17 protein-coding genes are annotated in these 20,519 nt (G+C 64.1%); all 17 read right to left on the bottom strand.

Annotated elements, in window-relative coordinates; genetic code table 11:
• Positions 1-159 precede the first annotated feature (159 nt).
• Positions 160-327 (bottom strand): LPXTG cell wall anchor domain-containing protein, encoded by a 168-nt coding sequence (locus CAP13_RS10535; protein ID WP_143764932.1) that lies wholly within the window; start codon positions 325-327, stop codon positions 160-162.
• An 18-nt stretch (positions 328-345) separates the two neighbouring features.
• Positions 346-1,911 (bottom strand): bacterial Ig-like domain-containing protein, encoded by a 1,566-nt coding sequence (locus tag CAP13_RS08015; RefSeq protein WP_179185004.1) that lies wholly within the window; start codon positions 1,909-1,911, stop codon positions 346-348.
• Positions 1,912-2,602: 691 nt separating this feature from the next.
• Positions 2,603-4,051, bottom strand: coding sequence for a sensor histidine kinase (locus tag CAP13_RS08010; protein WP_085831073.1), 1,449 nt, complete (start codon positions 4,049-4,051; stop codon positions 2,603-2,605).
• Between the two features lies 1 nt (position 4,052).
• Positions 4,053-4,733, bottom strand: a complete 681-nt coding sequence (locus tag CAP13_RS08005; RefSeq protein ID WP_085831072.1) for a winged helix-turn-helix domain-containing protein — start codon at positions 4,731-4,733, stop codon at positions 4,053-4,055.
• Between the two features lie 278 nt (positions 4,734-5,011).
• Entirely contained in the window at positions 5,012-6,325 is a 1,314-nt protein-coding gene (locus CAP13_RS08000) for a sensor histidine kinase (protein WP_245798966.1), read from the bottom strand.
• An 817-nt stretch (positions 6,326-7,142) separates the two neighbouring features.
• Positions 7,143-7,853: a response regulator gene (locus CAP13_RS07995; RefSeq protein WP_085831071.1), complete on the bottom strand. Its 711-nt coding sequence runs from the start codon at positions 7,851-7,853 to the stop codon at positions 7,143-7,145.
• Positions 7,854-7,931: 78 nt separating this feature from the next.
• The gene (locus CAP13_RS07990) at positions 7,932-9,278 is read right to left on the bottom strand and encodes a D-alanyl-D-alanine carboxypeptidase family protein (protein WP_085831070.1); all 1,347 of its coding nucleotides are present in this window, start codon (positions 9,276-9,278) and stop codon (positions 7,932-7,934) included.
• A 952-nt stretch (positions 9,279-10,230) separates the two neighbouring features.
• A complete protein-coding gene (locus CAP13_RS07985; RefSeq protein WP_085831069.1) occupies positions 10,231-11,235 on the bottom strand; it encodes a TatD family hydrolase in 1,005 nt (334 codons plus the stop codon).
• Between the two features lie 255 nt (positions 11,236-11,490).
• Positions 11,491-12,372, bottom strand: coding sequence for a 16S rRNA (adenine(1518)-N(6)/adenine(1519)-N(6))-dimethyltransferase RsmA (gene rsmA / locus CAP13_RS07980; protein ID WP_085831068.1), 882 nt, complete (start codon positions 12,370-12,372; stop codon positions 11,491-11,493).
• 9 nt (positions 12,373-12,381) lie between these two features.
• A complete protein-coding gene (gene metG / locus CAP13_RS07975) occupies positions 12,382-13,980 on the bottom strand; it encodes a methionine--tRNA ligase (RefSeq protein ID WP_085831067.1) in 1,599 nt (532 codons plus the stop codon).
• A gap of 203 nt (positions 13,981-14,183) precedes the next feature.
• On the bottom strand, positions 14,184-15,278 hold the full coding sequence (locus CAP13_RS07970; RefSeq protein WP_085831066.1) for a DUF871 domain-containing protein: 1,095 nt from the start codon (positions 15,276-15,278) through the stop codon (positions 14,184-14,186).
• Between the two features lie 10 nt (positions 15,279-15,288).
• A complete protein-coding gene (locus CAP13_RS07965; protein WP_245798964.1) occupies positions 15,289-16,680 on the bottom strand; it encodes a PTS sugar transporter subunit IIC in 1,392 nt (463 codons plus the stop codon).
• Positions 16,681-16,694: 14 nt separating this feature from the next.
• On the bottom strand, positions 16,695-17,015 hold the full coding sequence (locus tag CAP13_RS07960) for a PTS sugar transporter subunit IIB (protein WP_085831065.1): 321 nt from the start codon (positions 17,013-17,015) through the stop codon (positions 16,695-16,697).
• Between the two features lie 47 nt (positions 17,016-17,062).
• Positions 17,063-17,371: a PTS lactose/cellobiose transporter subunit IIA gene (locus tag CAP13_RS07955; protein WP_085831064.1), complete on the bottom strand. Its 309-nt coding sequence runs from the start codon at positions 17,369-17,371 to the stop codon at positions 17,063-17,065.
• Between the two features lie 50 nt (positions 17,372-17,421).
• Positions 17,422-18,243 carry a BglG family transcription antiterminator gene (locus tag CAP13_RS07950; protein ID WP_085831063.1) on the bottom strand — a complete coding sequence of 274 codons (822 nt, stop codon included), beginning with the start codon at positions 18,241-18,243 and terminating at the stop codon, positions 17,422-17,424.
• Positions 18,240-19,427, bottom strand: coding sequence for a BglG family transcription antiterminator (locus CAP13_RS07945; RefSeq protein ID WP_085831062.1), 1,188 nt, complete (start codon positions 19,425-19,427; stop codon positions 18,240-18,242). The genes CAP13_RS07950 and CAP13_RS07945 overlap by 4 nt, the downstream gene beginning before the upstream one ends.
• Before the next feature lie 149 nt (positions 19,428-19,576).
• Positions 19,577-20,437, bottom strand: coding sequence for a 16S rRNA (cytidine(1402)-2'-O)-methyltransferase (rsmI, locus tag CAP13_RS07940; RefSeq protein WP_085831061.1), 861 nt, complete (start codon positions 20,435-20,437; stop codon positions 19,577-19,579).
• Positions 20,438-20,519: the final 82 nt, after the last annotated feature.

The raw sequence follows: 20,519 nt of genomic DNA, 5'->3' as shown, positions 1-20,519 counted from the left end.
AACCGATCGCCTATTCATAGCTCGCAATATTGCAAAACGAGCCGAAGACCTGGCGATGCCGAGGCGCCCCGATGCAGCCCGTGTAACTTCTGGCCATGCCACCCCCAGATGTCACCCGCACTCCTTCCGGCGGTGTGGAGGCACCCCGATGGAGCCCAGCTATTTCCGGCGCTTGAGGACGACAGCCACGACCACGGCCACGACACCGATCCCCGCGAGGATGCCCACGCCGGCGAGGATGTAATCGCCGGTCTGCGGCAGGGTGGTACGGGCGCTGCGCTTCGAGGCGCGCGGAGCGGTCTTCTCACCAGACCCCTGATCATCGATGGGCTTGGTTCCATCGCCTTAGCTGTCCGAAGTGCCCGAGTCGTCGCACGGGGTCTCGGACGCGCCCTTAACCGTCACCGTCGCGATGTTCGAGGCCTCGTAATCATCACCGGCCGCCGCGGCGTCCCCGCGGTGATAATAGTAGAAACGCACCTGGTAGACACCGGGTTTCGAGGTGTCGACGTTGTGCACCACGCGGGCGCGCTCCGCATCGGCGGGGTCCACGGCGGCACCGCCGTGGTCGACCATGCTCACCAGGTTATCGGCGGCGGTCCAGCTATCGCCCACGTTGAGCGTGAGATCGCGCGTGGTGATGACCGGACGGAGCTCGAGGTAGAGCGAGCCGATCTCGGCTCCGCTCGCATCCTCGGTGTTCAGCGGCACCTCGCTGCCGTCGCCGGTGTTGCTCGCGATGTTGGCGGCGCCCGTGGTCATATACGAGTACTCGCCGTACAGGTCGTCCGTCAGATCGGCATCCACCGACTGCACCCAACCGGGAAGGTCGAGGTACAGTCTGCGGGCCGAGGTGCCCGTAGCCACCGAGTAACCGCGGTCGCGCACCGCAGCTTTCACCCGATCGAGATTGATGTAGTAGTTGCCACCTGTGTAGAGCACATCGTCCACCGTCGCCGCATGCCGGTTCATATAGAGGATGTTGTTGAGATAGATGTCCGATTTCGTGATGTTCGGCAACAGGGCCTGAATATCGGCGGGAACCTGGGTGTAGCGGTACTCGACCGGGTTATCGCGGGTGCCGGCGAGGTACTTGCCCGTGCTCTCGAACAGGCCGTGCGCGGTACCGTCGGCGTCCTCATAGGTGACCTGGCGCGCAAAGCGCACGTTGACGTTGAGGTAACGGTTGCCATCGTTAAAGCGTTTGGCGTTGTTGCGGTAGCGCGCGTTCGAATAGGTCACGCCGTGGAGGATCGCATCGGAGATGTTCGTCGCCTCGAGCGGGACCGCCACCGTCACCGTCTCCCCCGGCGCAAGCTGGCCCGCGAGGTTGACGGCACGCAGATCAGCCCAGGTGCCGCCGTTAGCCACATAGGCAGCCGATACGTCCGCGATGGGCAGGACCCCGGAGGTGAGGCCCGCTGGGGCAGCGAGCATGGCAGTCGCCGTCGAGGCGGTGTTCGAGGACGTGATGGAAACGGCGCCAGAACCCGTGATCAGGGCCTCGTCGTCGTGGCGCCCGGTGTAGCGGTCGAGCGGCAGGCTCAGGCTTCCACCCAGGTTCCGGGGGCCATCTGCCGTGTTCGTCGCCGCGAGCACGAGCGTGAGACCGCGGACGTTGTCGACATCGACGATTGACTTGTTCATGCGGGTGACGTCCGTGTCGACGGTGTTACCAAAATTCGAGGTCTGACCGGATTCGTCAGTGTAGTACAGCGCATACGAGATGCCGTCAGCCACCACCGGGGCGTCGTTGACCACCGTTGCACGGGTATCGGCACCTGTGCCGCTCCCCGTGTAGAAACTCCTCGTGGACGGTGCCGCATATGACGGACGCGGCGATGCGAGCACGAGAACGAGCATGGCGAACATCGCTGTGAGAAGATGGGCTACCCTTGCGGCACGATTCATGTAACGTCTCCCAACGCTTACGTTTACAGAACGTTGAAAGATAGTAATCGTATCTTTATATATGATGTTTAAAATAATACCTGCACATGATATTCGCATAGGTAAGGTTGGTGGCGGATATCTGCAGGTAGTGGTGGCTATCTGCAGGTGATGGCGGTTATCTGCAGGCTGAAGCGCGACCGGCGTGGATCGGATGACGGCCGGCGAAGTTCATGGCGGAGCATCGTTAACAGAACGTCATCCCGCATTTTGCATTTCTTTGAGCTATGCATAGGTTTTCGGCAAAAAGCAGCGAGCTATGGCCCAACCTGCTCATAGCTCGCGTTTTTGCACCACCTTTGACCAGGAGTTTCTATTTTGCTACCTCGAAGTACGGCGTTGAACTATTCATAGCTCGCAATATTGCAAAACAAAAGGCCGCCCACGCTGCACAGCACACCACGAAAGGGGCGAGACCCCCGCATGAACCTTGGTGGGATCCCGTCTTTTCTCTTGTAAGGGTTTCCTGCTCATGTAGCTTGACAGGGGCCCCTTTCTGCTTGGTTTTCCGCGCACGAATCGGGGGGCAGCCGGTTTCCGCTAATGTCTGCAACGCTGGGTTTTTCACGAACGATGCAGGACGGGTCACCCTCCCCCTGCAGCCCCCCACACGAAGCGGGACCAGCAAGCACCCGCCACCGCGAACAGGCAGCTACTCGCCCTCGGTTGTTTCCGGATCCTGAGGCACCGGGAAGGTCACCGTGATCGCCGTGCCGTGGTTGAGCTCGCTTTCGAGATCGATATGGGCACCATGGTAGAGGGCCGCGTGCTTGACGATGGCGAGCCCCAGGCCCGTGCCGCCGCGCGCCTTCGACCGGCTCTTGTCAACCCGGTAGAACCGCTCGAAGATCTTGTCCCGCTCCTCCGGCGCGATGCCCAGCCCCGTGTCCCGCACGCTCACATACGGCGCGCCCTCATCGTTCTGCCCGCACGCGATCACCACCGAGCCGGACGGCTTGTTGTACCTGATCGCATTGCTCACGAGGTTATAGACGAGCTCGTCGATCAAGCGGGGCACGCCGCAGACCGTCGCAGGCTCGATGCAGATCATGAGCTTGACCTCGTTGTCCTCCGCCACGCTTTCGAGCCGCTGCGTGACCGTCTCCACCAGATGCGGCAGATCGATGCTCTCATGGGCACCGAGGACGTCGCCCATTGCCTTGACCCCGTCTTCCGCGTGCTCAGACTCATCGAGGTTCGAAAGCGTGAGGATGTCGTTGACCAGCGAGGTGAGCCGGCCCGCCTCATGGTGAATGCGGCCCGCGAACTCGCGCTGGTCCTCCTCGCTGTACACCATCCCCTCGGCGATGAGCTCCGCATAGCCCGAGATGGTGGTCAGCGGGGTCTTGAGCTCGTGGGTGACGTTCGCCGTGAACTCGCGGCGCATGCGGTCGTTGTCGGCGAGGACGGCCATCTGACGCTTGAGCTCCTGGCGCTGCTTCTCGATGCGCTCGAGCATGGGGCGCATCTCGACGTAGGCGATATCGTCGCTGCGGCGGGGGTGGTCGAGGTCCACAAGGGTCAGCGGCGCGATGATGGCACGCGCCTCGCGGCGCGCGGTGATGAGCGCCACCACGGCTGCGATCGCCGCGAGCGCCGCCATGGGACCGACGAGCGTGCCGAACACGGAGAGGAGGCCCGCCTGCTCCTTTGAGAGGCGCACCACCGTGCCGTCGTTCAGGCGCACGGCCTCGTAGATCATGGCCTCGCCGAGCGTGGAGCTCGCACGCTCCGACGAGCCCTTCCCCTCGTTCATCGCCTGGGAGATCTCGGGGCGCTGGGAATGGTTGGTGAGCCGCGAGACATCCTCCACGCTGTCGTAGAGCACCGAGCCGTCGGCGGCGACGAGCGTGATGCGGGTGTCGTCCAAACCGAGCTTCGCGAGGAGCGCGGTGTCATCCGTCGCGTCGTTCAGGGCGGCAGCCGTGACCGTGGCCTCATCGGCCAGCGCTTCACGGGTGGACTCCGCCAGGTAACTCTGGAGGTAGATGGTGCCGGCCAGCGAGAAGACCGCGATCGTGGCGAGGGCGACGGCGAACACCGTCCAGAACACGCGTTGGGAGAGGGAGCGCTGGGACTTTGGGGGTTTGGTGCGCGGCATCCTACTCCGCGGCCTCGGCGAATCGGTAACCCACGCCGCGGACCGTCTCGATGAGGTGGGCGTGGTCGGAGAGCTTCTGGCGCAGGGTCTGGACGTGCACGTCGACCGTGCGCGAGCCGCCGTCGAAATCCCACCCCCAGACGCTCTGGAGCAGGGCCTCGCGCGAGAAGACGATGCCCGGCTTGCGCATCAGGTACTCGAGGAGATCGAACTCGCGGAGGGTGAGCTTGAGCTCGGTGCCATCCACCGTGACACGGCGATGGCTCGGCGAGAGCACGATGCCCGCAAGCTCCAGGGAGTCAGACACCTGCTTCGTCATGCCGCCGCGGCGCAGGAGGGCGCGGCAGCGGCTCGTGAGCTCCATGAGCGAGAAGGGCTTGGTGAGGTAGTCATCGGCGCCGCCATCGAGGGCGATCACCTTGTCGAGCTCGGCATCCTTGGCGGTGAGCATCATGATGGGAACCTGAGCGGTTCCCTGATCGGCGCGGAGCCGACGGAGGATCTCCAGGCCGTCAGTGTCGGGAAGCATGATATCGAGGAGGACGGCATCGGGGACGCGCTTCTCAACCGCGGCCTTGAACTCGCTGTCGCAGCTGAACCCCTCAGCATCGATCCCTTGCTGATGCAGGGCGTAGAGCGCCAGCTTTCGGATGTTGTCATCGTCTTCGACGTAATAGATCACAATGTCCCCTGTCTCGGCGGGTCAGGTTGTCATTATGATACAACGCGTTTGTAAGGCTGCGGTAAGCGCGCCGGCGAGCGGATAGCCTGAGCAGGCAAACGGGGTGTTTATCAATCACGTTGCAGAGCTGCTCAGCCGGAGGTGAAGCGCCGGCAACTGAGACCTTGAGGCGGCCGGTGTCTCAGAAACAACAGCTCATACTGCACAGATCTAGTCTATCGCAGTGCCCCGATCCGCGCCCGACACTCAACCAGTCAGGGGGTTACCCGCGCGTTTCTTCAGGACCGCGCCCCCTCGTCCGGTAGGTCGATTGTGAACACCGTGTGCTCCGGCGTGGATGTGCATGAGATCCCGCCGCCGTGCGCGTTCACGATCTCCCGGGCGATGGCGAGGCCCAAACCGGCGCCTCCGTGATTCGTGGCGCGGGCGGCATCCAGCCGGTAGAACTTCTCGAAGATCAGTTTGAGTTTGGGCTCCGGGATGGGATCGCCCTCGTTCTCAACGGTGATGCGCACCCGGCCATCCGCCCGCTCCGCGTGGACCCGGATCACCGACCCCTCGTAGCTGTAGGCGATCGCGTTCTTGATGACGTTGTTGAAGACGCGCGCCATCTTGTCACCGTCGATCAAGGTGGTGAGGTCAGTTGGAGCAACAACCTCAATGGACTTCCCCTGCGACGAGAGCGTGGGGTAGAACTCCTCTCCCACCTGCGAGAGCATGAGGGAGAGGTTCACGTAGCCGCGTGTGAGCACGATATCGTGGAAGTCGAAGCGCGTGATGTCGAAGAACTCCTCGATCAGGGCGTCGAGCCGGTGGGCCTTGTCGAGCGCGATGCCCGTGAAACGGCTGCGCTGCTCAACAGGGAGGTCGGGGGCCTCCTCGAGGAGCGAGAGGTAGCCGACCACGCTCGCGAGCGGGGTCTTGATGTCATGGGCCAGGTAGGTGACGAGATCGTCCTTGCGCCGCGCCTCGTCGCGCAGGGCCTGGGCGCTCGCGCGCTCGCGGTCGCGCACGCGGGTGAGGGCACCTTCGACAGCGAGGAAGTCCCCGTCTATCTGAGTCCAGTCGTCGGGGTTCTCCACCAGGCGGTTCACCACGTGCTCAGCGATGGCGGCGTCGGCATCGGCACGACCGCGGTCGCGGCCCATGCGGTAGAAGGAGCGGCCGGTGAGGATGGCCAGGCAGACCGCGAAGCCGAGCAGGAAGCCGCAGAAGGTGAAGAGGTAATCCACGGTCACGAGCAGGTACCCGAGGGACGCCATGAGCGCGTGCCCGAGGAGCATGACGAGAAGCCAGATCGATCCTCCGATGGTCACGCAACGCCGCACCAGGACGAAACGGTCGCAGAGAATGTAGCCTCCGAAGACGAACAACGCGAGAACCGGCAGGTTCTCAAAGCCAAGCAACAGAAAGAGCAGGAAGCCCAGAACGGCAAGGGCGACGATGCGGCTGTCGGTGACCGTGCGCATGTGGCCGAGGAGCGCGTCGAAATCGTCCGTGGGGTGGGCGGTCTCAGCGGCGGTCGTCACCTGGGGTTTTGAGGTGCCCGCAACGGGGGCGGACGCCTTCCCCCCGTGCTCGAACGGGCTCACTGGTTTGTGGTCGGGGTTCGGTTTGATCAAGTCGCTATAGTTCAATGGGGCGGTTCCTTTCGTCGCGGGCCCAACTGCTGCAAAAGGGGCGTGGGCGCGTGCGAAGCGCAGGTATTTCGATACCCACAGTATAAAAAGGGACGCCAACCCCGTGAATGAAAGACTTGCTTAATATCGCCTGGAGCCGCTGACGGGTGAGATCGCGAGATGGAATGTGCGGCACGGACGTTGCGCTTCCGCAACGCAGATGCGATGTGGACGAGCTGTTCGCTGGTCGATGCTCGGCCCGCCCCGCCGGAAGAAGCCGCCTGTGGGCAAAGAACAACTGCATGGCCGTCTCAAGTGCTGCCCCGACACATCTTGGTTGTGGGATCAGCACTTTGACGGGAAGTTTTAATCTTGGTTGTGGAATCAGCACTTTGACGGGAAGTTTTATCGGGCTGCAGGTGTGATCGGAAATGCGACCCCGTGCAACGGGGTAGGGTTCCCATGCCCCGATCCTGCTCGCAACATGCAAGTTCACTGGTTTGACGTGGATTCACAAGCACGCCTGACAAACATCCCCAGTTTGGTACAGGTTCCCAAACACGCGCGGCAAACCTCCTCAGTTTGGTACGGGTTTTCTGCCCACGCTGAAGTAGACCGCGCATTCTGGCATGCAAAATACCAGGTACACGACGCGTTCAAGACCTGTCTACTCTGTGGACACGTAAAAACCTGTACCAAACTGAGGAGGTTTGGCCGGCACCCGTCATAACCTGTACCAAAGCGGCCAGGTTTACCTCGCGCGCCACGCGGCGGGGCTGGCCACCTCGGCTCAACCCTCGATCGTGTAGCCGACGCCCCAGATGTTCTTGATGAAGCGCGGATTCTGGGCGTCATCGCCCACTTTCTCCCGTAGATGACGGATATGCACCATGACCGTGTTGTTCGACCCCTGCATGAACTCCTCGCCCCACACCGCGCGGAAGAGCTCCTCCACCGGCACCACGTGACCGCGGTGCTCGGCGAGGTACAGCAGGATCGAATACTCGAGCGGGGTCAGGCGCACCGCCCGCTCATCCACCGTGACGGAGCGCGCATCGCGGTTGATGACGAGCCCGTCGAAGGCGATCACCGCGGTGTCCTCCTCGGCCTGGTCGCGGCTGCCGTAGCTGGTGTAGCGCCTGAGCTGGGCCTTCACCCGCGCCACGAGCTCGAGCGGCCGGAACGGCTTCACCACGTAGTCGTCGGCGCCGAGCGAGAGCCCCTCGATCTTATCGGCCTGCGCCCCTTTGGCGGTGAGCATGATCACGGGATAGGTGTAGTCGGCGCGGATGGTGCGCAGCAACTCGAAGCCGTCGATATCGGGCAGCATGACATCGAGCACCGCGAGGTCAAACCCGCCCTTCAGGATCGCGCGGGCGGCGTCGGCCCCGTTGTAGGCCAACGTGACCTCGAACCCCTCGTTCTTCAGGTAGATTCCCACGAGGTCCGTGATGGTCTTCTCATCGTCGACCACGAGAATGTGCGGAGTCTCCACTGCCATTCCTTTCGCTTGCGAGCGCCTACGGGAAGCGCCGGCCACTTGCGGGCATCGTATCACCTGGGGCTCACCGAGGCACCGTCACACCGCGTCGAGGTCCGTCGCCTTCGGCACCTCGAAGAACTCCTCCCCCGCCGCCGAGCCGGACTCGCCGGTGAAGAAGCGCGCGATCCGGTCGATGTTCACCAACAGCCATTCGATCGGGTTCGGGCCGGCCTGGTCCTCAGCCGCCACGAGCTTCACGGTCGCAAGCTCGCGGCCGGCCTGCTCGATCGTCAAGGTGCCCATATCGTCGCCGCGGTTCACGCCGCCGTCCACGCGCTTGAGCGAAGCCGTCTCCTCCACGGTGCCGGCCAGGCTGAACAGCGAAACCGTCGCCGTGGGGTCCTCAACGGTGACATCCACCGTTCGATCTGACCACGCCTCGTTCGTCGCCCGTGCCATCAGGGGGGAGCCGTCGGTCGCCGTTCGGGAGGTCGTCGCCACCGGGTAGGCCACCATGTGGTTGTAATACCACGACGAGATCGTCCGCGTGTCGGCCCAGCGCTGGTTGTCATCCGAGCTGCCGAGCGTCACGGTGTAGATCTCGCCGCCCAGGTCCTTTTTGAACGCGCCCACATAGCAGGACAGCGCGATGTAGGTGCCGCCGGTCTTGCCGGCGATGTTGCCGTCCTGGCCGCGAAGGAGGTTGCGGTCGAGGATCGTGATGGAGCGGCGCTCGCCGTCGGCGCCTGTGACGGTGATGACGTTGTCGGCGTCCGCGTCGATGCTGCGGAAATCGTCGTTCTTCATCGCGTAGGAGAACATGGTCGCGACGTCACGGGCCGTGGAGTGCATGTCGGCCTCCCAGCCGTCGAAATCCAGGCCATGCGGGTTCGCGAACAGCGTGTGCTCCATGCCGAGCTCCTTCGCCTTCGCGTTCATCGCGTCGACGAAGGTCTGGTAGGGATCGTTGCTCGACGAGTCGATCTTGGCCCCCACCGTGGTCGCGATCGCCATGGCGGCGTCGTTGCCCGAGGTCATGAGGAGGGCTTTGAGGGCGGTGGAGAGCGGCATGGTGTCGCCCTCCTTGAGGTCGGCCGAGGACTGCCCCACGGTGGCGGCCGCATGGTCAACGGTGACCGTGTCATCCAGCGACGCGTGCTCGAGGGCGACGATCGCGGTCATGACCTTGGTGAGGGATGCGATGTTGAGCTCGGTGTCGGCGTCGCGCTCAAAGTAGACCGTGCCGTCCTGCCCGACGACGATGGCCGCCTTGGCCTCGATATCGGGGCGGTCGGCCTCGGCGAAGCCGCCCGAGGACGCCGGGGTGCCGACGATGACATCGGTGTCCAGGCGACTCGCCCAAGCGGGCGTTGAAAAGGAGAGGAGGAACGCCACCGCGAGGGTGAGGGGTGCGAGGAGGAAGCGGGGCCGAACGCGGGACATAGATGCTCCTTTGTGTGGGGCATATCAGCAAAACCGTTCTTTATTATAGCAAGCGCCTTGCATTTTTTGTGCGCGTCATGCTGTACCAGGGCATTTGTGGTGCGTAGGAGCATTGGCGGCGGGCTTGGAGAGGGCGGGGACTGCTCCGGCATGCGGCGGGGAGGACGAGGTGGCATGCGCGCGTTTAGTTTGGGGCAGGGCAAGTAATCTTGCCAGGGCCGCTGCCGAGACGCATACTCTCCGGCCGCACGGCTCTTGGCAGAGCCCCTCTTTCGATTTCGACTGAGCAGACCGGGTGTCCCCATGATGCAAGACTCTGAACTGTCCCAGCACTTGCGCCCACCGATCAGTTCGGGATATCCCCTAGATGCAGAGTTTTGAACTGCCCCAGCACGTGCGTCCGCCAGTCTATCCGGAATGTCCCCTGGATGCACGGTCGCGCGTGAGAATCGAGTTTGATTGGCCCCCTGACCGACAGATGTCCCCTGAATGCATGGTTTCACGGCCCAAAATGCAGGATGTCCTCTGAATGCACGGTTTGAAGCGGCCTGGCATGCGATAGACAACGCACACCTCAATTCTTACCTGTGCTTTTGCCAGCACGTTGATCTGTACTGCAAGAAGTCCCTTGTATGACCGTGCACCCAGAGGACTTTTTGATATTAACCCCCTACAAACCAAGCATCCAAGGGACATTGTGCACAGCAAGCTCACGCGGCCGTCCTCAGCCCAGCGCTATCACCACGCTCTCCAAGGTGGTTCGCCGAATCAAAGTGAGATCTGCATCATTGGGCGAACCATTGCAAACGAGTCCAGCCCAACCCCCAGCAGTCGCACCGCGTTCTCCTCGGCAACCGTCTCAACCCAGCGCCATCACAGTACTTTCCCAAGCAATTTGCCGAATCAGGGCGGATCCGCCTCATCACCCGACCAGATGCAAAGGCGTCTGCCCTTAACCCAGCAGCCGCACGGCATTCTCCCAGGCGGCCTGCTGGATCGCTACGGGATCCTCGCCGGTACGCGCGGCGCGATCTCGGGCGAGGGCGTCAGCCGTGAAGGCGATCATCGCGGGTTCGCACTCCACACCGCGCAGGGGCATCGGCGCCATGTAGGGGCAATCGGTCTCAAACAGAATCCGGTCGAGCGGGGTCGCCGCGAAGGCCTCGCGCACCTCCTCATTACGGTTGAACGTCGCCGCGCCGCCATAGGCGATATGGCAGCCGAGCGCGCAAGCCCGCTCCATCGTCGCGCGGTCCTCGCCGAAGCAGTGAAGCACGCAGCCGGCGGCGGGCACGCCCACCTCTTCCAACGCACGGAAAGCGTCCGCATGGGCCTCGCGCGACGCATCACCGGCGTCATTCCGCAGATGGAGTTCAATGGGAACATTCTCTCGCACTGCAATGGCCAGTTGCCGGGAGAACACCTCGATCTGCAGATCATGCGGGGCGGGTTCGACCCCGTCTTCGAAGTCCACGTGGTAGTCGAGTCCGATCTCACCGATGCCGATACAAAGGTCGTCCGTGAGAGCAGCTCGGATCTCATCCTCAACCGTGTCGGTGTAAGCCGGTGCACCATACGGATGGACGCCTACGAGGTAGCGCACCCGACCCATAAGATCCGTCGGCGGCGTGGTGAGACCCGGCGTATCACCTGCTTGGCCCAGGGCGGCACCCGCATTCGCCTCGATGAGGCCTCCCGCCTCGTCGAGCCAGCGACGCAGATCGCGTTGGAAGGCACCCAGCCCCATGGAATCGCTGATCGGGTCGTAGATCGTGGTGAGCTGACGCACCCCAACGAGCGCGGCTCGAGCCAGGCACGAGGCCGGATCCTTTTCCCAGAAGCAGGTGAGGTGGGCGTGGGTGTCGGCAAGGGGGGCCAGCGGCACCGGAGCCTCGTAGACACGGACCTTCTTCTTGACCTTCTTCTCGAAGACGAGCGAGAGCGGGGTTGCCTCCATGGATGACTCACCTTTCGTCTACGTGTGAGCGGAAAACGAGCGGACCCGAGGGCGCGGGTAGAAACGAGCGCATAGCCAGGCGAGAGCGGCGATAGAACCGGACGGCGATCGACCCCGGCGTGTGCGAAACCAACCGGGCTAACAGGCGGCACACGGTCCTAAGGATACGGGCAACTCACTGATTACGCCAACAGTACGAGCCGACAACCCGACGAGCTAAAACCGCGCCCACTCCCAAGGGCGGGCCTCATCGTCTCAGCCGAGAGCGCCTTCATCTCGCAACGCCGCCGCAAGCCGCACGAAATCCTCCGGCGCAAGCGTCTCCCCCCGCACCGTCGGCGCGATCCCCACAGCGGCAAACGCCGCGTCGAGCACACCCTTGTCGAAGCCGGCCGCAGCCATGGAGTTCCGCACGGTCTTGCGACGCTGGGTGAACGCCGCATCGATCACCCGCGAGACCTCGGCGCGCGTGGGCCCACCCGCCTCAAGAGGGCCCTCCCCTGGGACATGCCGGTCGATCCGAACCACGGCGGAATCCACGTGCGGTGCGGGCATGAAGCACCGCGGCGGCACCTCGAACCGGCCGGTTACCCGTCCTGTGAGCGCGAGCTTGGCCGTGTAGGCTCCGTAGGCGCGGCTCCCGGGAACAGCCGCGATGCGGTCGGCCACCTCCTTCTGCACCATGACCACCGCGGCAGCAAGCGACGGCCGCTCCTCGAGGAAGGAGAGGATGATCGTCGCCGCCACGTTGTAAGGCAGGTTCGCCACGAGCATATCAGGATCCCCGCCGGTGGCGCGCCGAACCTCCTCCGCGGAAATCTTCAGCGCATCGCCCATGAGGTAGGAGAAGGTGGGGTGCGCACTCGCATGGGCAGCGAGCACGGGCTCGAGCTCGGCGTCCATCTCAAGCGAGGTGACGTGGGCCGCCTCCTCGAGCAGGGCGAGGGTGAGCGTGCCGATACCGGGACCCACCTCAAGCACGCGCTCCGCGCCGGAGAGATCCGCGAGCGCCATGATGCGCTCGATCACATGCCCGTCGATGAGGAAGTTCTGGCCCAGGCGGTGCTTGGTGGCGAGGCCGTACTCCTCGAGCAGGGCACGCGTGGCGCGGGGGCTCGCAAGCGGCGAAGACGTCACAAGGCCTCCCTACTCCTCCGCGATACGGGGGAACAGCGCCTCGCCCTTCTCCACCGGCATGCCGCCAACAAGCCCGCCCCAGGTGCAGACGGCGGCGAGATCATCCGCCCCCGCCTCGTCGGCGCAGGAGATGCGGCGCAGGGCCTCGGCCGAGGTGGCAGGCATGAAGGGGGCGAGCAGATGGGCCGAGATGCGAATGGCCTCAAGCAGGTTGTAGATGACGAACGCGAGCTCATCGGCGCGGGCGGGGTCCTTCGCGAGGGACCACGGCTCGGCGTCCTCGATGTAGTGGTTGGCGGTGTGGATGAGCTCCATGGCCGCGGCGGCGGCCTCACCGAAGGCGAAGGCCCCCATCTTCTCGGCGTAGCGATCCACAAGCCCCTCGGCTATCTCGGCCAGCGGGTTCGCGAACGCGGCGAGATCATCCGGGCGCGCCGGCGCGGCGCCGTCGAAGTACTTCGCGCTCATGTTGAGCGAGCGCGAGATGAGATTCCCCCAGCTGTTCGCAAGGTCGGCGTTGTAGACCTGGCGCATGCGGGCGAATGAGATGGCCCCGTCGCTGCCGGGCACCACGTCGGTCATGAAGTAATAGCGGTAGCCCTCAACACCGAGCAGGTCGATGACCTCGCGCGGCGCGATCGCGTTGCCGCGGCTCTTCGACATCTTCTCGCCCTGGCCGGTCTCCTCGTTTCGCACCATGAGGAAGCCGTGCGCGAAGACGTGCTCCGGCAGGGCCTCGCCGATGGCCATGAGCATGGCGGGCCAGATCACGCAGTGGAAGCGGATGATGTCCTTGCCGACGATATGCGCCTGGGCGGGCCAGCGGCGGGCGAGCTCGGCCTGGGCCTCGGGTGTTTCGACGCCGTAGCCGACGGCGGTCATGTAGTTCAGCAGGGCGTCGAACCAGACGTAGGTGACGTGCCCCTCGTCGAAGGGCACGGGGATGCCCCAGTCGAAGGTGTTGCGCGAGACCGAGAGGTCGTTGAGGCCGCCGGCGACGAAGCTCCGCACCTCGTTCATGCGGAAACTCGGCTGGACGAACTCGGGGTGCTCGTCGTAGAGGGCGAGCAGGCGGTCCTGAAAGGCCGAGAGCTTGAAGAACCAGCTCTCCTCCTTGATACGTTCGAGCGGGCGGTGGCAATCGGGGCAGAGGGGATCACCCTCATGGCCCTCGTTCGCCTTCGCGACCTGCGTGTCGGTGAAGAAGGTCTCGTCGGGCACGCAGTACCAGCCGTCGTAGCTCCCCTTGTAGAGGTAGCCCGACTCGCGCATCCGCTCCCAGAGGTACTGGACGGCCGCGCGCTGGCGATCCTCAGTGGTGCGGATGAAGTCGTCGTTGGAGATCTCGAGCTCGGCCCAGAGGTCCTGGAAGAGCGGGGCCTGGGAGTCGCACCACTCCTGCGGGGTCATGCCGTGCGCGGCCGCGGCCTCGGCGACCTTCTGGCCGTGCTCGTCCATGCCGGTGAGAAAGCGGACGTCATACCCCATCGAGCGGCGGAAGCGCGCCTGCACGTCGGCCATGATGGTGGAGTACGCGGTGCCCAGGTGCGGTGCGGCGTTAACGTAGTAGATCGGCGTGGTGATGTAATAGGACGGCTTCTCGGCCATGGGGCAGTCCTCCTTGCAGGTTCAGGTTGCAACCTGCCATTCTAGCGCAAGAGCAAGGGCAGGGACGCCATGGGCGCATCCGGGCAGATGGCCGCCAAGTTGAGCCGCTCATACCAGGATGGCGAGCCAGCCGAATGCAAAAGGGGCGGCGCCCTGCACGGACGCCGCCCCCATCTGACATGCGTTATCGACTGATGAGCTCGCTAGCAGTTGATGAACCCAAAGGGGTGCTCGGGCTTCACGTAGTCGAGCAAGAACAGCTCGTCCTCCGGGATGCGGCCGACGAGGTTGCGCGTGCCGTCGTCGGGCATCTCCTTGAGGGCGACCTCGAGCTCACCGCGGTAGTGTTGCATGTTGTCGTTCACCACGAGCACGTCACCGCGGGTGAAGGTCCCGCAGCCCGCGTCACGCGGCTGAATCGACGTCCCGCGGTAATCAATGCGCGGCCACGAGGAGCGGAGCATGTATGCGGAGGCATCGCCCCGCGTCACATGCTGGTAGCCCCACACGATCTGCCTCTCCTCCTCGCCCACACCGGGCTCGAGCTCGATCGACAGGGTCACGCGCGAGCGGTCGACCTCGGAGAGCTCCTTGAGCTCCTCATCGGACGCCTCGCAGTTGCCGATCAAGATGTCGTCCACCAGACCCGAGGCAACCAGGTGGCGCGCCTGCAGCCCAATGGGACGCCGGCGATCATCCTCGCAGGTGGGGAGGCCGGCGAACACGGGCCACGGCCCAAACGCCCCGTGCACCCGGCTGGTGACGAACGCCGCGATCGGCAAGCCCATCCCACGGTACTTCCGGGAAAGCACCTGGAAGGTCTCCTCCGAGAGGCCCGTGTACGGCTCAGGATAGAAGTTATGGCAGACCACCATGTTCCGGGGGTCCGCACCGCGTTCTATCAGCACGTCGAGGGGCAGGTTGCTGCTCGCGTTGAACTCGATCGCGATGCCGGCCGCATTTCTGGTCAGCATGATGTCGCCGTGGTCGCCAAAGTGACCGTCCAACCTGATGATGTCCACGCCCATCTTGGCAAAGGGGCCGATACCCTCCGGAGTCGCGCCGAGGCGCCTGAACACATCCTCATTCGTATCGACCGCAACCTCGAAGCCCAACTCGTGGGCCATCCGAATGAAGGCCGTGAACTCCTCGATCGTTTTCTCCGCGCTCCCCTTGACTGAAAGCAGGCAGGTGAAGACCCTGCTGAACCCCAACCGGGCAGCGCGCTCCAGGTAATCGCGATCACGCTCAGGCGTGGAGTGCTCGGGGTAGACCGAAACGCCAAGTCGCCGCTTCATATCCCATCTCCTAAAAATCGAAGTCGATGTTGTCCAGGTCAATCTCGTCGATCGCGGAGGAGGTACCCGACTCCTCGAGCTTCGCGAGCTCCTGATCGGCGAGGTACTTCCGATCCAGGGTCTTGATGAAGGGCAGGTAGATCAGGACGCCGCATACGAGCAGAACCGCCTGCCAGACCGCGCCCTGCCAGCCGCTCACCAAGAAGCCCGAGATGATGGCCGGCGTCGTCCAGGGCACGAGCACCCCGTTTGTGATCGGCACCAGGCCTATCGCCATGACCCCGTACGTGGTGACGATGTTGAACAGCGGCACGAGGATGAAGGGGACGAGCAGCACCGGGTTCAGCACGATAGGCAGGCCGAAGATGATCGGCTCGTTGATGTTGAAGATGCCGGGGCCGATCGACAGCTTCGCCAGCTTCTGGATGCGGTCGGACCTGCAGAAGAACAGCATCGCCACGAGCAGCGAGAGCGTCGACCCGCCGCCGCCCAGCGTGGCGAACAGGGACTGGAACTGGGCGTTGATGATGTTGGGCGCCGCGAGCCCGGCGGCGATGGCCTCCTGGTTCTGCGCGGAGAGCGTGAGCAGGATCGGCTGGTAGACCGAGTCGGTGATATTCGTCCCGTGGATGCCGAAGAACCAGAGGATGTGGGCGAAGAGGTACACGAACGCCTGGGCGAAGACCGTGCCGCCGAGATTCTGCAGGGGGATCTGGAGGAACGAGTACAGGAAGGTGAAGAGGTCGCCCCAGGGCGTCATGGTGAAGAGCACGCGGACGATCCACACGCACACCACGGTGACGCTCATCGGGATCAGCGCGGAGAACGCGCGCGAGACGGTTGGCGGAACGCCCTCGGGCATCTTGATCATCAGGTTCTTGTGCACCAGGGCGCCGTAGACCTTCACGGACAGGAAGCCCGACACGATCGCGACGAACACGCCCTTCGAGCCGATCCACCCCAGCGGCATGCTCGCAACCTTGAAGGCCTCCGTCGCACCCTCGGGAGTGAACTCGGTGTACAGCGGAAGCAGGAGCAGCCACGCGAGGAGCGAGACGATGCCGGCCGCCAGGCGGTCATCCAGCTTCTCATGCTCCGCGAAGTTGTATCCCATGAGGAAGGCGACGAACAGCGCCATCATCGAGACCGTGCACATGGCGGGGACCGAGATCAGCGACGCGAGCGTCTCGGCGCCGATGGTCGTGTTGGCGAGGAACTCCGTCCATGCTTGGATCGGGAAGCTGCCGATCAGCGTGAACATCGAGCCAACGATGAGCAGCGGCATGATCGCCGCGAAGGTATCTCTGAGTGTGAGCAGGTACTTGTTCTTTCCGACCATCTCCGCCAAGGGCATGAGGCGCTTCTCGAGCACGCCCATGAAGCCGGAATCCACGTTTGCCATTTCCTTCCCCTTTCCTATGCCGCGTGCGTTTTCATGAGCAGGACCGCGTATTTGAGCACGCGCTCACCATCCAAGCTCCCGTAATCGTTGGCGTCGATCACCCCCACCGGGATCCGGTCGCCGAACTTCTCGTTCACCTCGTCGAACAGGAAGCTGACCTGGGGCCCGAGGAGCAGGCAGTCCGGCTCGTCGCGCTCCACAAGGTCGGCCACCTTGCCCGAGGAGAACGCCTCGATGCGCGCGGGAAGGCTGTGCTCGTCCGCCACCTTCTGCATGTTCTTCGCGAGCATGCTGGTCGACATGCCAGCGCTGCAGAACAGGTAGATCTTTTTCATATCGCTCTCCTTACTGTCCGTTTGGCACGCCTCGGCGCCTGAATCCCTTATTTACCGTCTTGAATCAGGGCGACGATCTGACGCGCGAGGTCAAGCGTGGTGATGGCGTTCATCACATGGTCTTGACCGTGAACCATAATGAGTGAGACCGGCCCGGAGTCTGCGCCGTTCAGCATCGCCCTGATCTCATCACTCTGGTGCTCATGGGCCTCATTGATCGCGTCATCGCCCGCCTTGAGCTTCTCTGCGGCCTCATCGAACCTGCCCGCACGCGCCGCCGCGATCGCCTGGATCGCCGAGCTGCGAGCGAGTCCGGTGGGGACGATGAGATGCGAGACCACTTCTTCGTCTGTCATGGATGCCTTCCTTTCAACATGCCGGAATGAATAGAACGCGCCCGTTCCGTCTAGATCCTTCCGCCCCCTCTCCCGTCATGCGGCGCCGTAGGGCGAATACGGGCTATAAGCTGCTCATAGCTTCGATCAGCGAGAAGCGCGTCCACGTCCTCGCGCGATGTGGAAAAGCTGAGCATCGCCTCGTAAAACGGCTTGAGGTCCTCGTCGGTCGACTGGGAGACCAGGACGAGGAAGACGACTTGGACGTCTTTCGACCCCCAGCGGATGGGGCGCTCGAGCAGGCCCACGGCCACGGCCGTCGTGCTCGAGATGGCCTTCAGGGGATGGGGCATCGCCACACGGTTGCCATACGCCGTTGAGGCGACCTCCTCGCGCGCGGCAACGGACGCGCGCAGGTCAGAGGTGATATCGAGAACCTTACAGGCGCGCTCGCACAGGACGTCGAGAACCTCGTCGCGGCTTTCGACATCGATGTGCGCGAAGAACAGCCTCCTGTCGAAATACCGCTCGAGCTCTGCCGTATCCTGATCTGCCGTCTCAAGAACGCGTCTCAGGTTGGCCGCGTCCCCCTCCTCAAAGAACAGGCTCACCTCGTACACGGGAACGGGAAGCGCAGAGCTGATGGGGACCGTGGCGAACACGCAGTCGATATCCGAGAAGTCCACGCGGGAAAGCTGGGCGACGTCACAGGTCCCGATGGCCCCCAGGTAATCCCCCAGCTGCTCCCGGCAGCGCATGGCGAGAAGCTGAGCGCTGCCCAAGCCCGAGGCGCAGACGATGAGCACGCTCTTCGCCCGCCGACCGCGCTTCCTCTGCTGTTCGAGCGCCAACGCGAACGAGAGGGCCAGGTATCCCACCTCGTCATCGCTCACCTTGCAGGAAAGCTCATCCGATAGGACGCGCGCTCCTTCGCGGGCGATGGAGAACGCGAGGGGTATCTGCTCTTCACGTCCTCCAGCAGGGGGTTCTCGAGATTCATGTGGTATTTCAGGCGCACGCACAGCGGTCCGATATGCCGTGCGAGGTTATGGCGCAGAACCCGGTCGCTGCGCAGATCGATATGGAAGCTCCGGTAGATGACGTCGACCATCCGCTGGGCCACCGCGTTCGCCGACACATCAAGCGCCGCCTCGCCCTGGGCCAAGGGGCCCGTACCCTGGACCGGCGGGAGGTTGGCGTTTTTCCCCGCCAGGTGCAGCGCGATATAGTCAACCTCCACAGCGGGGAAGCTCACGCCGAACGCGCGCTCGACCTCATCTGCGAGGGCGTGGGCGACCTCGCGCGTATGCGCGTCCTCGACCTCGAACCCAACCAGGTTGTCCTCGGGCAGCACATGGCCGTTTTTCAGCCGCGCGACGGCGACCGCGATATGGACAACAAGGTTTTGCGAGGCGATGGGGCGGATCGCAAAGCCCATGCGGTCCGTGATGCGCTCTATGAGAGCTGAGATGCGCTCGATGCCGTACGGATCGGCGGCAGGATCGCCTTGACCCTCTTCTGCCGAGAGGATATGAGTCGTCTCATCATCGTGGAGATCCAGGCGATCCAGCAGGAGGCTCCCGAGGGCGATGCGGCGCTCCATCTCATTCCCAGCGATCCTGATGCCGTAATGGGGTTTCCTCTCAAGCTCCAGACCAAAATGGCCCAGCCTGTCTTGGACGGCCTTGAGGTTGTTGGAGAAGGTTCTGCGGGAGCAGAACATGAGGTCGGCGAGGGCCTCTATCGTGATCCAGGTCGAACGCGCGAGGAGCTCGCCTGAGAGGAACGAGACGCGCTCGCTTGGGGTTGAGGGCACCACGCCAAACGCGCCCTCCTCCAGCATCGCGCGCCGCCATGCGGAGAAGACGTCGTGGTCATCGGCTTTCAGGCGCAGGCCCGTCGGGCCTTGCTCGAGGTGCGCGCCGGGTGGAAGAAGGGCCTCCGCGGCGGAGATCAGCGGACCGAGGGCGTCGAGCTCGACATCGAGCCATTCGGCGAGCTCGCTCTCGGTTTGACAGGGATGTTCATCGACATGCTGAATGAGCAAGAGAGCGCGATGCTCCGATGCGTGCAGCACCTTGTCACCTCCAAAGCCTCAGGCGGGACGTCTCAGGAGGGCGTCCAATGAGCTCAAGTCTAGAAGCTCTGAAAAGTGAATTCTATGAAACGATTTCAGGAGCGGCATGCGGAATCGCTGCACCATTGACGGCAACGTGTTGCGGGCGCCTACCCCCGCCGCCGCTGCGCGGCGAGGACGCGCTCGTAGACGATGCGTCTCTTAATGGAGTGGCGCTGGGCGAGGCGTTTGGCGATGGCCGATGCGGACTCGCCGGCATCGAGGGCCTCCTCGATATCGCGCGCGAGCGCCGCCTCGGGATCCGCTGTGGGGGCAGCCGTCGTGGGGAGCCCCTGCTCATCTGCAGCGGGCGGGGCCACGACGATCGCTATCTCCCCCTTGATCTCCGTGCGGGCCGCGAGGATCTCCCCCACCTCAGCTGCGGTTCCGCGGATGACCTCCTCATGGAGCTTCGTGAGCTCACGGCAGACCGCGACCATGCGGCGCGGGAGCACCTCGGAGAGCGCCTCGAGCGAGGCGATGACGCGATGGGGGGACTCGTAGAAGATGAGCGCACCCGGCACCGGGGCGAGCGCTGCGAGGCGGCGTACCCGATCACCGTGCTTGCGCGGCAGGAAACCCTCGAAGAAGAAGTGCTCGCAGGGGATGCCGCTCGCCACGAGCGCGGTCACGCAGGCCGATGGCCCCGGCAGCACCTCGACGGGGACATCGGCCTCGCGGGCCGCGTCCACGAGCACCTGGCCGGGATCAGACACGCTCGGCATGCCCGCGTCTGACGCGAAGGCGATGCGCTCGCCGCCGAGCATCCGGCCGATGAGCTCCGGGGCGCGGGCGGCGATGGTGTTCTCGTCGCAGCGCATGAGCGGTTTCGAGATGCCCAGGTGCGCGAGGAGCTTCGCGGTCACCCGGGTGTCCTCGCAGCAGATGAGGTCGGCGGCGCGGAAGGCGGCGGCGGCGCGGGGCGAGAAGTCACCGAGGTTGCCGATGGGGGTGCCCACGACGCTGAGCATGCCGGGGGATGGGGCCGTCGAGGCGCTGGCAGCGGGTGTCGGTTTTTCCGGAGAGCTGGCGGCGGATCCGGGGGCTGTCGAG

This window comes from Collinsella vaginalis (assembly GCF_900176655.1).
Classification (GTDB): domain Bacteria; phylum Actinomycetota; class Coriobacteriia; order Coriobacteriales; family Coriobacteriaceae; genus Collinsella; species Collinsella vaginalis.
The sequence above is the reverse complement of the archived record's forward strand: the minus strand, read 5'-3'. Positions and strand labels throughout refer to the sequence as shown.

Coding starts and splice junctions, on each gene's coding strand:
- metG (WP_085831067.1), bottom strand. CDS start 13,980: ATGGCCGAGAAGCCGTCCTATTACATCACCACGCCGATCTACTACGTT.
- CAP13_RS07970 (WP_085831066.1), bottom strand. CDS start 15,278: ATGAAGCGGCGACTTGGCGTTTCGGTCTACCCCGAGCACTCCACGCCT.
- rsmI (WP_085831061.1), bottom strand. CDS start 20,437: ATGCTCAGCGTCGTGGGCACCCCCATCGGCAACCTCGGTGACTTCTCG.
- CAP13_RS08015 (WP_179185004.1), bottom strand. CDS start 1,911: ATGAATCGTGCCGCAAGGGTAGCCCATCTTCTCACAGCGATGTTCGCC.
- CAP13_RS07990 (WP_085831070.1), bottom strand. CDS start 9,278: ATGTCCCGCGTTCGGCCCCGCTTCCTCCTCGCACCCCTCACCCTCGCG.
- CAP13_RS07965 (WP_245798964.1), bottom strand. CDS start 16,680: ATGGCAAACGTGGATTCCGGCTTCATGGGCGTGCTCGAGAAGCGCCTC.
- CAP13_RS07985 (WP_085831069.1), bottom strand. CDS start 11,235: ATGGAGGCAACCCCGCTCTCGCTCGTCTTCGAGAAGAAGGTCAAGAAG.
- CAP13_RS07995 (WP_085831071.1), bottom strand. CDS start 7,853: ATGGCAGTGGAGACTCCGCACATTCTCGTGGTCGACGATGAGAAGACC.
- CAP13_RS08010 (WP_085831073.1), bottom strand. CDS start 4,051: ATGCCGCGCACCAAACCCCCAAAGTCCCAGCGCTCCCTCTCCCAACGC.
- CAP13_RS07960 (WP_085831065.1), bottom strand. CDS start 17,015: ATGAAAAAGATCTACCTGTTCTGCAGCGCTGGCATGTCGACCAGCATG.
- CAP13_RS07955 (WP_085831064.1), bottom strand. CDS start 17,371: ATGACAGACGAAGAAGTGGTCTCGCATCTCATCGTCCCCACCGGACTC.